Here is a 14,429-nt window from a genome sequence, read left to right as displayed (position 1 = left end):
ATCCCGCCGCAATCATTCGGTATAGGATGAATTCACGACCGCGGCGCATGGAGGCGCCCGGCGGCGGAACGGAGCGCAGCATGGCCGACGGAGTCCTCGCCGGAGTGCGCGTCGCGGATTTCTCCCGCGTGCTCGCCGGCCCCTACGCCACGATGATGCTCGCCGACTTCGGCGCCGACGTCGTGAAGATCGAGAGCCCGGCGGGCGACGACACCCGCGCATGGCGGCCGCCGGTGGATGCGTCGGGCGAGTCCACTTACTTCGCCTCGGTCAACCGCAACAAGCGTTCCGTGGTCTGCGATCTGCGCACGGAGGCCGGGCTGGCGGATGCCCGCCGGCTCGCCTCGACCGCCGACGTCGTCGTCGAGAACTTCCGGCCCGGCGTCATGGAGTCGTTCGGCCTCGACGAGGATTCGCTGCGCGCCGGGAATCCTGGCCTCGTCTACTGCTCCATCACCGGCTTCGGGCGCGAGGCCGGAGCCGCGCTGCCCGGCTACGACCTGCTCGTGCAGGCCGTCGGCGGCCTGATGTCGATCACGGGTGCACCCGAGGGCGAGCCCAGCAAGGTCGGCGTCGCGCTCGTCGACATCCTCACCGGGCAGAACGCGCTCGCCGGCATCCTCCTCGCTCTGCGCGCCCGGGACGAGAACGGCCGGGGATCCCGGGTCGACGTCGACCTGCTCGGCTCCCTGCTCGCTGCTCTGACGAACCAGGCGTCCAGCACGCTCGCCACCGGGACTCCCCCGCCGCGCCTCGGCAACGCGCACCCGAGCATCGCACCGTACGAGCTGTTCCACGCGGCCGACCGGGAGTTCGTGGTCGCCGTGGGGAACGACCGGCAGTTCGCCGCCTTCGCCGAGACGATCGGGCTCCCCGGGCTGGCCACAGACGATCGCTTCGCGACGAACGAGGCGCGCGTCGGGCATCGCGCCGCGCTGCGCGCGCTCCTGGAGCCCGCACTGGCCGGGCGCTCCGCAGCGGACTGGGTCGAGGCGTTCGGGCGCGCCCGCGTTCCCGCCGGCCTGGTCAACTCGATTGCCGAGGCCTTCGCCTTCGCGGACGCGCTCGGGCTGTCCCCGGTCGTCGAGACCCGCGACCCCGCCTCCGGACGCAGTAACCGCCAGCCCGCGACGCCGATCCGGCTCGACACCGCTCCGGCCCTCCATCGCATGCCGCCACCCCTGCTCGGCGAGCACGAGCCGTACTGGCTCGACGACGCGGCGACCTCCACCACGACCACGACGCCATCCACCACCGACGATAGGGACACACCGTGACCGCATCCTCCCTCGACGAGGCCTTCAGCATCGACCACCTGCTCAGCGACGAGGAGCGCTCCTGGGCGGCGAAGGCCCGCGCGTTCGCGACCGAGCGCATCCGCCCGGTGATCGAGCAGGACTTCGAGGACAAGCACTTCCGCCGCGAGCTCGTCGCTGAGCTCGGCGCGCAGGGGTTCCTCGGCATGCACCTGAAAGACGAGGGGTGCGCCGGCGCGGGCGCGGTCAGCTACGGGCTGGTCTGCCACGAGCTCGAGGCCGCCGACAGCGGCTGGCGCACCTTCGTCTCGGTGCAGGGCTCGCTCGCGATGAGCGCGATCTCGAAATTCGGCTCCGACGAGCAGAAAGCCGAGTGGCTGCCGCCGATGGCGCGCGGCGAGCGGATCGGCTGCTTCGCGCTCACCGAGCCCGACGGCGGCAGCGACCCGGCGGCGATGACCACCCGCGCGCGGCGCGACGGCGACGACTGGGTGATCACCGGCGTCAAGCGCTGGATCGGCCTCGCCGCCCTCGCCGACGTCGCGGTGGTCTGGGCGGGCACCGACGACGGGGTGCGCGGCTTCCTCGTGCCCACCACGACGCCCGGCTTCTCCGCCACCGCGATCGACGGCAAGCTCTCGATGCGGGCGTCCGTGCAGTGCGACGTGGTGCTCGACGAGGTGCGCGTCCCCGCGTCGGCGCAGTTGCCCGGCGCGCGCGGACTGTCCGGACCCTTCTCCTGCCTCAACGAGGCCCGCTACGGGATCGTCTGGGGCGCGATGGGCGCCGCCCGCGACTGCCTGGAGGTGTCGATCGCGCGCGCGACCACGCGTCAGGTCTTCGGCCGGCCGATCGGCGCGACCCAGCTCATCCAGGAGAAGCTCGCGAACATGCTCGTCGAGTACGAGAAGGGCATGCTGCTCGCGCTGCACCTCGGACGGCTCAAGGAGGCGGGTCGCCTCACGCCCACCCAGATCAGCGTCGGCAAGCTCAACAGCGTGAGGGAGGCGCTGGCGATCGCGCGGGAGGCCCGCACCATCCTCGGCGGAGACGGCATCACGAACGCGTTCCCGGTGATGCGCCACATGGCGAACCTGGAGTCGGTCCGCACCTACGAGGGCACCGACGAGATCCACACGCTCGTGCTCGGTCGCGCGCTCACCGGTCTGGCGGCCTTCGCATGAGCGCCGCGGTCGAGACCGTCGACGCGGCGGCGACGGCCGCGACGGTCGCCTCCCGCTCGGTCACCACGCGCGCGGAGCGGGCCGGGTGGCTGGAAGCGCTCGCCCTCGAGCTGGAGGCCGACCGCACCGAACTCGTGCGCATCGCCGCCGCCGAGACCGGGCTCTCGGACACGCGCCTCGACGGCGAGGTGACGCGCACCGCCTCGCAGCTGCGGTTCTTCGCGGGCGTCGTGCGCGAGGGCGGCTACCTGGAGGCCACGCTCGACTCCCCGGACCCCGCGCTCATCCCGCCCCGCCCGGACCTGCGCCGCATGCTGCGGCCGCTCGGTCCGGTCGCCGTGTACACGGCGTCCAACTTCCCGTTCGCGTTCTCGGTGCTGGGCAACGACACGGCCTCGGCGCTCGCCGCCGGCTGCCCGGTCGTCGTCAAGGCGCATCCCGGGCACCCCGAGCTCTCCCGCCGCACCGCAGAGATCGCGCAGAGCGTGCTCCCGGCCGGGATGTTCACCCTGGTCGAGGGGATGGAGGCGGGCGTCGCGCTCGTGCAGCATCCCGCGATCACGGCGGCGGGCTTCACCGGCTCGGAACGCGGCGGCCGCGCGCTCTTCGACCTCGCCTCCGCACGCCCGAAGCCGATCCCGTTCTACGGCGAGCTGGGGAGCATCAACCCGGTCGTCGTGACAGCGGCCGCGGCCGCGGTCCGCGGGCCGGAGATCGGCGCCGGCCTGGTCGCCTCGTTCACGCGCGACGCCGGGCAGTACTGCACCAAGCCCGGGCTCGTGTTCGTGCCCGTCGGCGGTGCGGTCGAGGGGGCCGCGCGGGAGGCCCTCCGAGGCGCACCGGCGTCGCGACAGCTGACGCCGGGCATGACCGACGCCTTCTCGACCGGCGTCGAGGCGTTCGACGCACTCCCGGACGTCGAGGTCGTCCGCGGTCCGGCGACGGCGGACGGCGTGTCCGCTCCCGCGCTCGTCCTGACCGACGCGGGCACCTTCCTCGCCCAGGCCGACACCTTCCTCGCCGAGTGCTTCGGCCCGGTCAGCGTGCTCGTCCGCTACCGCGACACCGAGCTGGACGCCCTCGTCGCCGCGCTCGAGCCCTCGCTGACGGCGACGATCCACCGCGCACCCGGCGAAGACGTCAGTGCGCTCGCTGCAGCTCTCGGCTGCATCGCAGGCCGCCTGCTCTTCGACGGCTGGCCGACCGGCGTGGCCATCGGCTGGGCGCAGCACCACGGCGGCTCCTGGCCGGCGACCACCGCCTCCATCCACACATCGGTGGGCGCGACGGCGATCCGGCGGTGGCTCACGCCGATCGCCTACCAGGACGCGCCGCAGGAGGTGCTGCCTCCGGAGCTCCGCGACGGCAACCCGCTGGGCATCCCGCGCCGCGAGTCCTGAACGACGACCCACGCACGACCAGGGGTCGCGCCCCGTCGCTCAGCCGAGGCAGGAGCGACGGGATGCGACCCCTCTGTGCGTCAGTCGCGTCTATGCGTCAGTCGCGCGGAGCCCCGGCCCCGGAGCGGTGCGCCCGCAGCAGCTCGGCGACCCGGATCGCGTCGCCCTCGGGGGCGTCGGACTTGCGGTCCGGCCGCGCGATCAGCAGGTACAGCCCGCCCGCGACCACGACGATGCCGAGGCCGATCAGCACGATCCAGTCGTTGAAGGCGTTGCCCGTGGAGGTCGGCCACGCGAGCAGGATCATCGCGCCGATGCCGTAGAGCAGGGCGATCGCGTTGATCACGATGCCCGCGCCGCCGAGCGAGAACGGCCCGGCCGGCCGCCACCCGCGCAGCCGCTGGCGCAGCGACGCGAGCACCACGGACTGGAACGCCACGTAGATGCCCAGCACGGCGAACGCCGTGACCTGGGTGATCAGCCCGTCCGGCCCGACGTAGACGATCAGCGTGATGATCACCGGGATCGAGCAGGCGACGATCAGCGCGTTGACCGGCACCTTGCTGCGCGGCGAGACCTTGGCCAGCCAGCGGTGCGCGGGCACCATCCCGTCGCGCGCGAACGAGAACAGCAGGCGGCTCGCGGCGGCCTGGAGGCTGAGCACGCACGAGAGGAAGGCGGTCACCGCGACGACCAGGAAGATCTTCGCGCCGACCGGGCCCAGCGAGGACTGCAGGATCTCCGGGATGGGGTCGACGTCGTCGCCCGCGACGATCTTCTGGAGGTCGGGAGCGGCGAGCACGTAGCCGCCGAACGCGAACAGGGCCGAGACCCCGCCGACCAGGATCGTCATCATCATGGCGATCGGGATGCGCTTGGCCGGGTTGGCCACCTCCTCCGCCACGTCGCCGCACGCCTCGAACCCGTAGAAGAGGAACAGTCCGGCCAGCGCCGCGCCGAGGAAGGCGACCAGGTACGACCCGTTCCCCTGCACGCCCATCGAGTCGAAGAAGACGGAGAACTCCTGCTTGCGCTGGAAGATCAGCAGGTAGATCCCGACCGCGATCACGCCGACGAGCTCGGCGGCCAGGCCGATCCGCGCCACCGTGGCGAGCGTCTTGGTGCCGGTGAAGTTGAGCGCGAGGGCCACGATCAGCAGCAGCACGGTGAGCCCGAGCGTGACCTCCTTGGTCGCCGGGAGGCCGAACAGGCTGGCGAGGAACCCGCTGCCGTAGGACGCGACGGCGGTGATCGTCACGATCATCGCCCAGATGTAGACCCAGGCCGCCATCCACGCGTACCGCCGGCCCCACAGCCTCCTGGCCCACGGGTAGATGCCGCCGTGGATCGGGTACTGCGACACCACCTCGCCGAACACCAGCGAGACCGTGAACTGCCCGGCGCCGACGATGACGATCCACCAGATCGAGGGCGGACCCCCGGTCGCCAGCGCGGTGGCGAACAGCGAGTACACGCCGACCAGCGGCGAGAGGTAGGTGAACCCCAGGGCGAAGTTCGCCCAGAGGGTCATGGAGCGGTTGAACGAGTCCTCGTAGCCGAGGACGGCGAGGTGCTCGCCGTCCCCGAGCTCCGACGAGGTCGAGGGTTCTGCGGACATCGGATGCCTTCCGGATCAGCTCCACACGGCGATGTGTGTGGGGGCAGCGTACCGGAGGTCGTGGCCTAATACCTATAGGACAGGATGATTGAATCCGCCCGCGTGTCGCGTCACTCCCCGATGTAGCTCATGACGTGCTTGATGCGGGTGTAGTCCTCGAAGCCGTACTGCGAGAGGTCCTTGCCGTAGCCGGAGTGCTTGAACCCGCCGTGCGGCATCGCGGCGACGATCGGGATGTGCGTGTTGATCCATACGCAGCCGAAGTCGAGCCCCTTGGCGAAGCGCATGGCGCGGCCGTGGTCCTTGGTCCAGACGGAGGAGGCGAGGCCGTACTGCACGCCGTTCGCCCACCGCAGCGCCTCGGCCTCATCGGTGAAGCGCTGAACGGTCTGCACCGGGCCGAAGATCTCGTTCTGCACCGCGTCGTCGTCCTGCCGCAGCCCCGAGACGATCGTCGCCTCCCAGAAGTAGCCGCGGTCGCCCTGCCGCTTGCCGCCGAGCTCGACCGTCGCGTGGTCGGGCAGGCGGTCGACGAAGCCGCTGACCTGCGCCAGCTGGTTCGCGTTGTTGACGGGGCCGTACAGGATGCCGTCCTCGCGCGGTCCGCCGGTCAGGGCGTTGGCGCGGGCGTATTCGGCCAGGGCGGCGACGAACTCGTCGTGGATGCCGCTCTGCACCAGCAGGCGCGTCGCGGCGGTGCAGTCCTGGCCCGCGTTGAAGTATCCGGCGGCGACGATGCCCTCGACGGCCTTCTGGATGTCGGCGTCGTCGAACACGATGACCGGCGCCTTGCCGCCCAGCTCGAGGTGCACGCGCTTGAGGTCGTACGACGCGGCACGGGCGACCTCCATGCCGGCGCGCACCGATCCCGTGATCGAGATCAGCTGCGGGATCGGGTTCTCGGTCATCGCCGCGCCCGTGCTGCGATCGCCCAGCACCACGTTGAGCACACCCGCGGGAACGAACTCGGCCGCCACCTCGGCCAGCAGCAGCGTCGAGAGGGGGGTCGTGTCGGACGGCTTGAGCACCGTCGTGTTGCCCGCGGCCAGCGCCGGGGCGAACTTCCAGACCGCCATGTTCAGCGGATAGTTCCAGGGCGTCACCTGTCCGACGACGCCGATCGGCTCGCGGCGGATGAACGAGGTGTGGTCGCGCATGTACTCCCCGGCGGACCGCCCCTCGAGGTTGCGCGCTGCGCCCGCGAAGAAGCGGATCTGGTCGACCGAGAGCAGGATCTCGTCGTCGACCAGCGTGGAGCGCGGCTTGCCGGTGTCCTGCGACTCCGCGTCGGCGAACTCCTCCGCCCGCTCCTCCATCGCGTCCGCGATGCGGAACAGGGCCAGCTGGCGCTCCGCCGGGGTCGTCTCACCCCAGGTCTCGAACGCGGTCTGGGCCGCACGGTAGGCGTCGGCCACGTCTTCCGCGGTGGACACCGGGGAGGTCGCGTAGACCTCCTCCGTCGCCGGGTCTATCAGGGGCAGGGAGGCCTCCCCGCGCGCCTCCACGTGCGTGCCGTTCACGAAGTTCTTCAGCTCGGTCATGGGCGGGAGTCTACTGATTTCGTCATCGAATACGCCAGGAATGTGCGGAATCGCTTGCCAGAGCGCATCGCCACTGACAGAATCGCTCCATGAGTACCCCTCGGGCAACGAACGGCGCGAAGGCTCCGCAGATCGACGACGTCTCCAAGGCGATCATCGAGCAGCTCCAGGTGGACGGCCGCAAGTCGTACGCCGAGATCGGCAAGGCCGTCGGTCTGAGCGAGGCAGCGGTCCGCCAGCGCGTGCAGAAGCTGACCGAGTCGGGTGTGATGCAGATCGTGGCCGTGACCGACCCGATGCAACTCGGGTTCTACCGCCAGGCGATGATCGGCGTCCGGGTCTCCGGGGACACGCGCGTCGTGGCCGACAAGCTGGCAGCGATGCCCGCCGTCGACTACGTCGTCCTCACGGCCGGGACGTACGACATCCTCGCCGAGGTGGTGTGCGAGAACGACCTCGACCTGATCACCATGCTCAACTCCGAGATCCGGACCCTCGACGGTGTGCTGTCGACCGAGACGTTCGTCTATCTCAAACTCCACAAACAGTTCTACAACTGGGGAACACGATAACCATGACAACCGTAGAAACGTTCGGCGAGCCGATCACCTCCGACGAGGCGACGCTCCAGGCCAAGGCCAAGGACCACCTCTGGATGCACTTCGCCCGCCAGTCGGTGATGGAGGACGGCGGCGGGGTGCCCATCATCACCCGCGGCGAGGGCCACCACATCTGGGACTCGCACGGCAAGCGCTACATCGACGGACTGTCCGGTCTGTTCGTGGTGAACGCGGGTCACGGCCGCAAGCGCCTCGCCGAGGCGGCGGCCAAGCAGGCCGAGCAGCTCGCCTTCTTCCCGATCTGGTCGTACGCGCACCCGAACGCCATCGAGCTCGCCGACCGGCTCGCGCACTACGCGCCCGGCGACCTCAACCGCGTCTTCTTCTCGACCGGCGGCGGCGAGGCGGTCGAGACCGCCTTCAAGCTCGCCAAGTACTACTGGAAGCTGCAGGGGCGCCCGACCAAGCACAAGGTGCTGTCGCGCAACGTCGCCTACCACGGCACCCCGCAGGGCGCGCTGGCGATCACTGGCATCCCGGCCATGAAGGAGATGTTCGAGCCGCTGACCCCCGGTGGGTTCCGCGTCCCGAACACGAACTTCTACCGCGCGGGAGAGATGGGCGCGCCGACCGACGACATCGAGGCCTTCGGCGTCTGGGCGGCCAACCGCATCGAGGAGATGATCCAGTTCGAGGGTCCCGAGACCGTCGCTGCGATCTTCCTCGAGCCGGTGCAGAACTCCGGCGGCTGCTTCCCGCCGCCTCCCGGCTACTTCCAGCGCGTGCGCGAGATCTGCGACAAGTACGACGTGCTGCTCGTGAGCGACGAGGTCATCTGCGCCTTCGGCCGCATCGGACACATGTTCGCGTGCGAGCAGTACGGCTACGTGCCCGACATGATCACCTGCGCGAAGGCGATGACCTCCGGGTACTCCCCCATCGGCGCGACGATCATCAGCGACAAGCTGTACGAGCCGTTCAAGCACGGCAACACGTCGTTCTACCACGGCTACACCTTCGGCGGTCACCCGGTCTCGGCCGCGGTCGCGATGGAGAACCTCGACATCTTCGAGGAGGAGGGCCTCAACGAGCGCGTGCGCGAGAACTCGCCGCTCTTCCGCGCCGAGCTCGAGAAGCTGCTCGACCTGCCGATCGTCGGGGACGTGCGCGGCGACGGCTACTTCTTCGGCATCGAGCTGGTGAAGGACAAGAACACCAAGGAGACGTTCGACGACGACGAGTCGGAGCGCCTGCTGCGCGGGTTCCTCTCCAAGGCGCTCTTCGACGCGGGCCTGTACTGCCGCGCCGACGACCGTGGGGACCCCGTCGTGCAGCTCGCCCCGCCGCTGACGATCGGCCCGGACGAGTTCGTCGAGATCCGTCAGATCCTCGAGTCCGTCCTCACCGAGGCGAGCAACCACCTGTAAGACGCAGCACCCGGTTGTCAGAGGCGGGTCCGGTCTCCGCGCGAGCGGAGGCCGGGCCCGTTTCTCGCACCCGGCCACCGTTCCGCCCGACACGGCTGTTCCACCGACAGGGAGACGCATGGACTACCGCAGCACCGGCTTCTGGTTCGACTCGATCGCGGAGGCCGAGGGCGGCTTCGTGCCGCGCCCCGGCCTGTCCGAGGATGTGGAGGCCGACGTCGCCATCGTAGGGGCCGGCCTGACCGGCCTCTGGGCCGCCTACTACCTGTTGCAGGCCGATCCGTCGCTTCGGGTCGTGCTGCTGGAGAAGGAGGTCGCGGGATTCGGTGCGTCCGGTCGCAACGGCGGCTGGTGCTCGGCGCTCTTCCCGTGGTCCGCCTCCAAGCTCGAGGAGCGATACGGGTTCGACGCCGCGGTCGCGCAGCGGCGGGCGATGGTCGGGACTGTGCACGAGGTCGGCCGCGTCGCGGAGACCGAGGGCATCGACTGCGACTACCGCCTCGGCGGCACGGTCACGTTCGCACGCTCGCGTCCGCAGGTGGGGGCCGCCCGCGCCGAGTTCGCGGAATCGGAACGCTTCGGCGTCGACCGCGTCGCCCTCTGGGGCACCGAGACCGTGCGGGGTCGCTTCGGGGTGCCGGACGCGATCGCGGCCACGTACACGCCCGACTGCGCGCGCATCCACCCCGGCAAGCTGGTACGGGGGCTGGCTCGCGTCGTGGAGCGGGCGGGTGGCACCATCGCCGAGGGCACCGAGGTCGTCTCGTGGTCCGACGGCGTCGTGCGTGCCCGATCGGGTGGCGCGGAGCGCACCGTGCGCGCCGGGGTCGTCGTCAACGCCACCGAGGGCTACGGCTCGCAGGTCGAGCAGGTCGGCCGCCGCATCCTCCCCCTCTACTCGCTCATGATCGCCACCGAGCCGCTGCCCGACGCGGTCTGGGAGCGGATCGGCATCGAGCACGGTCAGACCTTCACCGACTTCCGGAACCTGATCGTCTACGGCCAGCGCACGGCCGACAACCGCTTCGCCTTCGGTGGCCGCGGGGCGCGCTACCACCTCGGCAGCACCATCCGCACCGAGTACGACCGCTCCCCCCTCGTGCGCGACCACCTCGTGCGCACCCTCTTCGAGCTGTTCCCGGATGCGGTCGGCGCGCGCGTCACGCACCACTGGGGCGGCCCGTTGGGTGTCCCCCGGGACTGGCACGCGAGCGTCGGCCTCGATGCCGGCCGCAAGGAGGCGTGGGCGGGAGGCTACGTCGGCGACGGCCTCAGCACCACGAACCTGGCCGGCCGCACGCTCGCCGACCTCATCGGCGGCCACGACACCGCGCTGACGCGCCTTCCCTGGGTCGGCCACCGCTCCCGCGAGTGGGAACCGGAGCCGCTCCGGTTCCTCGGCGCGAACGCGGGCCTCGTCGCGATGGAGGGCGCCGACCTCGAGGAACGCGTTACCGGCCGCTCCTCCCTCGTCGCCCGCGCCGTCGCCCCGCTCATCGGCCACTGACCCCTTTCTCCCACCGCCGAGTACGCAGAAAGTACGCAAAAAACCGCCGAGTACGCAGAGAATCTGCGTACTCGGCGGTTCGGGTTCCGCGCGGGTCGGGTCAGGCCTGCTGGAGGACTGCCTGGAGCTCGAGCGTGATGGTGACGTCCTCGCCGAGGAGGACGCCGCCGGTCTCGAGGGCCGCGTTGTAGGTGAGGCCGAAGTCCTCGCGGTTGATCTTGGTCTTCGCGGTCGCGCCGGCCTTGTAGTTGCCGTACGGGTCCTGGCCGAAGCCGCCGAAGTCGAACTCGAACGTGACCGGCTTGGTGACGCCCTTGATCGTCAGGTCGCCGTCGACGAGGAAGTCGCCGTCCTCGTGGCGCACACCGGTCGACACGAAGTCGATGGTGGGGTGCTCCTCGGCGAGGAAGAAGTCGCCGGTGCGCAGGTGCGCGTCACGGTCGGCGTTCTTCGTGTTGACGGAGGCGACGTCGGCCTTGGCGGTGACGGTCGACTCGAGCGGGTTCTCGGCGGTCACGAAGGTGGCGTCGAAGTTCTCGAACGTGCCCTTGACCTTGCTGATCATGAGGTGACGGATGCTGAAGCCGACCTCGGAGTGGGTGGGGTCGATGGTCCAGGTGCCCGCCTTGTAGCCGGGGATGTCGATGGTCATTCGCTGATCTCCTTGAGGATCGATGGTCTCGCTTGCGGAGCGGCGGACGATGCTACGCCCCGCTCAGGTACATGCAAGCGTATGGACCCTGGGGATATTCCGAATCCTCGAAAAAAAAGTTGACGCGTCACTCTTTCAGGGCGATCGAATGCCGCAGCACGAGGAGCGCACGCGCATCCGCGTCGATCTGCGCGGGCGGGATGCGCCCGCTCTGCACGGCGGCGACGACCGCGTCGATCATCGCGCCCGGGTCGGATCCGGTCGGGATGACGTCGAGCACCATCGTGTTGCCGGCGGCGATCGCCTGCACCGCGTTCTCCCCCGCGTCCTGGTACTGCGGCAGTGCGGTGTCCTGCAGCATCCGGAGGTCGTCGGTGATCGTGACCCCGTGGAAGCCGACCTCGTCCGCCAGGATGCGGTGCCACGTCGGCGAGAGCGACGCAGGCAGCGCGTCGACCCCGCTGTAGATCAGGTGCCCGAACATGACCACCTCGGCGCCGGCGTCGACGCCCGCACGGAAGGACGGCAGATCCCGCGCCTCCCACTCGGCACGCGTCGTCGGAGTCGTGGGCACGACGAGGTGCGAGTCCGCATCCGTCTCCCCGTGGCCCGGGAAGTGCTTCAGGGTGCTGAGCACCGTCCCGTGCTCCCCCGACACGGCCGCAGCGGCCCGGGCGGAGGAGGCCGCCGGGTCCGTCCCGAGGATGCGATCGGCGATGAACGAGCTGGGATCGGCGGTCACGTCCGCGACGATCCCGAAGTTGACGCTCACGCCGGCCTGCTTCAGGAGCGCGGCCCGGGTGGCGAACGCCTGCCGCGCGGCGTCGGGGCTCTGCGCGCGGAGCGCCTCGCCGCCGGGCTGGCCGTCCCAGGGCAGGCGGGTGACGTCGCCGCCCTCTTCGTCGATGCCGATGAGCGGCGGCAGCGTCGGGTCGGATGCCCGCATCGCCGCGGTCTGCGCGGCCAGCGCCTCGGGTGACGCCGGGACGTTGTCACCCATGAGGATCATCCCGCCGAGCCCGTACCGGTCGGCGAATCCGCGCAGGGCGGCGCCGTCGGTGCCGGGCGCGTGGAGCATGAAGAGGCTCGCGACCTTCTGCCGCAGGGTCATGTTCGCGAGCCGGGCGGCCGCATAGGCGGCGACCGGATCGGCCGTCGGCGTCGCGTCCGGCTCGCCGCTCGGAGCATCACTCGCCGCGCGCGTGCCGTGCGCGGGAGCGGGCCCGGCCGACGCGCATCCCGCGACCCCCGCGACGAGAGCGGCGGCGACGCCCAGCACCGCCCACCGTCTCGTCGTCCGCATCCCCCGATGCTAACCGTCAGCCCTTGACGGCGCCTCCGAGCCCGGCGCTGCGCAGGAAGAGCCCCTGGAAGATCAGGAACAGCACGATCGGGATCAGCGTCGAGATCGCCAGCGCCGCCAGGTACACGTCGAGCTGGATCGCCGCCTGCAGGGTGGGCAGCCGCACCGACAGGGGCTGGATACCCGGGTCCCGCAGCACGAGCAGCGGCCAGAGGTAGTCCTTCCACGCCGCGATGATCGCGAACACCGACACGACGCCGAGGATCGGCTTGGACATCGGCAGCACGATCGACCAGAACAGCCGGAACGGCCCCGCGCCGTCCGTGCGGGCCGCCTCGAACACCTCCCGGGGCAGGTTGTCGAAGAACCGCTTGACGAGCACGACGTTGAAGGCGCTCGCGCCCGCGGGCAGCCAGACCGCCCAGAAGGTGTTGATCAGGGACTGCCCGAGCAGCGGCGGGTTCAGGATGGTGAGGTACAGCGGCACGAGCAGCACGACCGACGGCACGAACAGCGTGCAGAGGATCATCCCGTAGAGCACCTTGCCGTACTTCGGTCGCAGCACGCTCAGCGCGTAGCCGGCGGTCGTCGCGACGAGCACCTGCGCGGCCCAGGAGCCGGCGGCGACCCAGATGGTGTTCACGAACTGCACGTCGATGTGGACCGTCGACCACGCCGTCGAGAGGTTCGCCCAGTCGACGCCGTTCGGGAACAGCGCCATCGGGGTCTTCAGCGTGTCCGCGGTCGGGGTGATGGCCGACTTCGCGAGCCACAGCAGCGGACCGAGGCCCACCACGATCAGGACCACCAGCAGCACGGCGTTGATCACGCGCGAGCTCCAGCGGACCCCCGGGCGCCGTCGGTCGGAGATCGAGAGGATGCCGCGGTCGGCGTCCGCCTGCGGGCGACGACGACGGCGGCGACGGCGCGGCGGCTCCGGGCTCGCGCCGTCCTCGACGACAGCGGTCACCACGGAGGCGACCTCGGGCGGGATCTGCGTCGACGTGCTCAATTCTGGCTCCAGGACTTGGTGAGGCGGAAGTACACGAGGGAGAGCACCGCCAGGAACGCGGCGAGCATCAGGCTGAGCGCCGTCGCCGCGCCGTAGTCGCCTCCCAGCGAGTTCTGGAACGCGTAGCGGTATATCAGCAGCAGGATGGTCACGGTCGAGTTGACCGGGCCTCCGCTGGTGAAGAGGAAGGGCTCGAGGAAGACCTGCGCCGTCCCGATGATCTGCAGGATCAGCGTGATGAGCAGGACGCCGCGCAGCTGCGGCAGGGTGACGTGCCAGATCTTGCGCCAGATGCTGGCGCCGTCGACCTCGGCCGCGTCGTACAGCTCCGGTGAGACGCCGGTGATGGCCGCGAGGTAGATGATGATCGTGCCGCCGGCCGCGGCCCAGGTGGCCTCGACCACCAGCGACGGCATCGCCTGCGTCGCATCCTGGATCCACGGCTGTGGCGGGATGCCCACCCAGCCGAGGATCGTGTTGAAGACGCCGGTCGGCCGGGCGTCGTAGAAGAACTTCCACAGCAGCACCGCCACCACGGGCGGCACCACGACGGGCAGATAGGCGAGGGCGCTGTAGAGCCCCTTCGCGCGCTTGACCTCGCTCATCAGCACGGCGGCGATCAGCGGGATGGGGTAGCCCAGGATGAGCGCCAGCAGCGCGAACCAGGCGGTGTTGCCGACGGCGGTCCAGAACAGCGGGTCGTTCGCGACCTGGACGAAGTTGTCCCAGCCGACCCAGGTCGGCGGGCTCACCAGGTTCGTGTGCTGGAAGCTCATCACCACGCTGCGGACGATGGGCCACCAGGAGAACACGCCGAAGATCAGGAGCATCGGCAGCAGGAAGAGCAGGTTGCTCACGCCGCCACCGCGGATCCAGGTCAGGGGCGTGCGCCGGGCTCGGCGGACGGCCGGGCGGTTTCGGTCGATCGCGGTCATGCGCGGGTCACTCTCTCGGATCGGACGGGCGGCC

General features: G+C 70.4%; 12 protein-coding genes. 6 read left to right on the top strand and 6 right to left on the bottom strand.

Annotation, left to right across the window (positions count from 1 at the left end):
- Window positions 1–80: 80 nt before the first annotated feature.
- The 3 genes from FHX33_RS05255 to FHX33_RS05245 are packed head-to-tail and all read left to right on the top strand — an operon-like array spanning window position 81 to window position 3,840.
- Window positions 81–1,277 carry a CaiB/BaiF CoA transferase family protein gene (locus FHX33_RS05255; RefSeq protein WP_051337038.1) on the top strand — a complete coding sequence of 399 codons (1,197 nt, stop codon included), beginning with the start codon at window positions 81–83 and terminating at the stop codon, window positions 1,275–1,277.
- On the top strand, window positions 1,274–2,440 hold the full coding sequence (locus FHX33_RS05250) for an acyl-CoA dehydrogenase family protein (RefSeq protein ID WP_183428241.1): 1,167 nt from the start codon (window positions 1,274–1,276) through the stop codon (window positions 2,438–2,440). The genes FHX33_RS05255 and FHX33_RS05250 overlap by 4 nt, the downstream gene beginning before the upstream one ends.
- The gene (locus FHX33_RS05245; protein ID WP_183428240.1) at window positions 2,437–3,840 is read left to right on the top strand and encodes an aldehyde dehydrogenase family protein; all 1,404 of its coding nucleotides are present in this window, start codon (window positions 2,437–2,439) and stop codon (window positions 3,838–3,840) included. The genes FHX33_RS05250 and FHX33_RS05245 overlap by 4 nt, the downstream gene beginning before the upstream one ends.
- A 97-nt stretch (window positions 3,841–3,937) precedes the next feature.
- On the opposite strand, the gene FHX33_RS05240 is transcribed toward FHX33_RS05245, so the two are convergent.
- The gene (locus FHX33_RS05240) at window positions 3,938–5,458 is read right to left on the bottom strand and encodes an APC family permease (protein ID WP_021763304.1); all 1,521 of its coding nucleotides are present in this window, start codon (window positions 5,456–5,458) and stop codon (window positions 3,938–3,940) included.
- Window positions 5,459–5,568: 110 nt separating this feature from the next.
- Window positions 5,569–6,999, bottom strand: coding sequence for a gamma-aminobutyraldehyde dehydrogenase (locus tag FHX33_RS05235; RefSeq protein ID WP_021763305.1), 1,431 nt, complete (start codon window positions 6,997–6,999; stop codon window positions 5,569–5,571).
- 89 nt (window positions 7,000–7,088) lie between these two features.
- Between FHX33_RS05235 and FHX33_RS05230 the strand changes: the two genes are divergently transcribed.
- The 3 genes from FHX33_RS05230 (at window position 7,089) to FHX33_RS05220 (ending at window position 10,493) form a co-directional block, all read left to right on the top strand.
- Window positions 7,089–7,571 (top strand): Lrp/AsnC family transcriptional regulator, encoded by a 483-nt coding sequence (locus FHX33_RS05230; RefSeq protein ID WP_021763306.1) that lies wholly within the window; start codon window positions 7,089–7,091, stop codon window positions 7,569–7,571.
- 2 nt (window positions 7,572–7,573) lie between these two features.
- Window positions 7,574–8,986 carry an aspartate aminotransferase family protein gene (locus FHX33_RS05225; RefSeq protein WP_021763307.1) on the top strand — a complete coding sequence of 471 codons (1,413 nt, stop codon included), beginning with the start codon at window positions 7,574–7,576 and terminating at the stop codon, window positions 8,984–8,986.
- Window positions 8,987–9,104: 118 nt separating this feature from the next.
- Window positions 9,105–10,493 (top strand): NAD(P)/FAD-dependent oxidoreductase, encoded by a 1,389-nt coding sequence (locus FHX33_RS05220; RefSeq protein ID WP_021763308.1) that lies wholly within the window; start codon window positions 9,105–9,107, stop codon window positions 10,491–10,493.
- A 100-nt stretch (window positions 10,494–10,593) separates the two neighbouring features.
- On the opposite strand, the gene FHX33_RS05215 is transcribed toward FHX33_RS05220, so the two are convergent.
- From FHX33_RS05215 to FHX33_RS05200, 4 genes are all read right to left on the bottom strand, one after another.
- The gene (locus FHX33_RS05215; RefSeq protein ID WP_021763309.1) at window positions 10,594–11,145 is read right to left on the bottom strand and encodes a YceI family protein; all 552 of its coding nucleotides are present in this window, start codon (window positions 11,143–11,145) and stop codon (window positions 10,594–10,596) included.
- A 127-nt stretch (window positions 11,146–11,272) separates the two neighbouring features.
- Window positions 11,273–12,448 carry a glycoside hydrolase family 3 N-terminal domain-containing protein gene (locus FHX33_RS05210; RefSeq protein ID WP_183428239.1) on the bottom strand — a complete coding sequence of 392 codons (1,176 nt, stop codon included), beginning with the start codon at window positions 12,446–12,448 and terminating at the stop codon, window positions 11,273–11,275.
- 16 nt (window positions 12,449–12,464) lie between these two features.
- Window positions 12,465–13,460, bottom strand: coding sequence for a carbohydrate ABC transporter permease (locus FHX33_RS05205; protein WP_021765149.1), 996 nt, complete (start codon window positions 13,458–13,460; stop codon window positions 12,465–12,467).
- Window positions 13,457–14,395 carry a carbohydrate ABC transporter permease gene (locus FHX33_RS05200; RefSeq protein ID WP_021765148.1) on the bottom strand — a complete coding sequence of 313 codons (939 nt, stop codon included), beginning with the start codon at window positions 14,393–14,395 and terminating at the stop codon, window positions 13,457–13,459. The genes FHX33_RS05205 and FHX33_RS05200 overlap by 4 nt, the downstream gene beginning before the upstream one ends.
- Window positions 14,396–14,429: the final 34 nt, after the last annotated feature.

The organism is Leifsonia aquatica, assembly GCF_014190775.1.
In the GTDB taxonomy this organism is placed as follows: domain Bacteria; phylum Actinomycetota; class Actinomycetes; order Actinomycetales; family Microbacteriaceae; genus Leifsonia; species Leifsonia aquatica.
The sequence above is the reverse complement of the archived record's forward strand: the minus strand, read 5'-3'. Positions and strand labels throughout refer to the sequence as shown.

Excerpts from the sequence above, each read along its gene's own strand:
- FHX33_RS05255 (WP_051337038.1), top strand. The coding sequence starts at position 81 with ATGGCCGACGGAGTCCTCGCCGGAGTGCGCGTCGCGGATTTCTCCCGC.
- FHX33_RS05245 (WP_183428240.1), top strand. The coding sequence starts at position 2,437 with ATGAGCGCCGCGGTCGAGACCGTCGACGCGGCGGCGACGGCCGCGACG.
- FHX33_RS05240 (WP_021763304.1), bottom strand. The coding sequence starts at position 5,458 with ATGTCCGCAGAACCCTCGACCTCGTCGGAGCTCGGGGACGGCGAGCAC.
- FHX33_RS05235 (WP_021763305.1), bottom strand. The coding sequence starts at position 6,999 with ATGACCGAGCTGAAGAACTTCGTGAACGGCACGCACGTGGAGGCGCGC.
- FHX33_RS05230 (WP_021763306.1), top strand. The coding sequence starts at position 7,089 with ATGAGTACCCCTCGGGCAACGAACGGCGCGAAGGCTCCGCAGATCGAC.
- FHX33_RS05225 (WP_021763307.1), top strand. The coding sequence starts at position 7,574 with ATGACAACCGTAGAAACGTTCGGCGAGCCGATCACCTCCGACGAGGCG.
- FHX33_RS05220 (WP_021763308.1), top strand. The coding sequence starts at position 9,105 with ATGGACTACCGCAGCACCGGCTTCTGGTTCGACTCGATCGCGGAGGCC.
- FHX33_RS05215 (WP_021763309.1), bottom strand. The coding sequence starts at position 11,145 with ATGACCATCGACATCCCCGGCTACAAGGCGGGCACCTGGACCATCGAC.
- FHX33_RS05210 (WP_183428239.1), bottom strand. The coding sequence starts at position 12,448 with ATGCGGACGACGAGACGGTGGGCGGTGCTGGGCGTCGCCGCCGCTCTC.
- FHX33_RS05200 (WP_021765148.1), bottom strand. The coding sequence starts at position 14,395 with ATGACCGCGATCGACCGAAACCGCCCGGCCGTCCGCCGAGCCCGGCGC.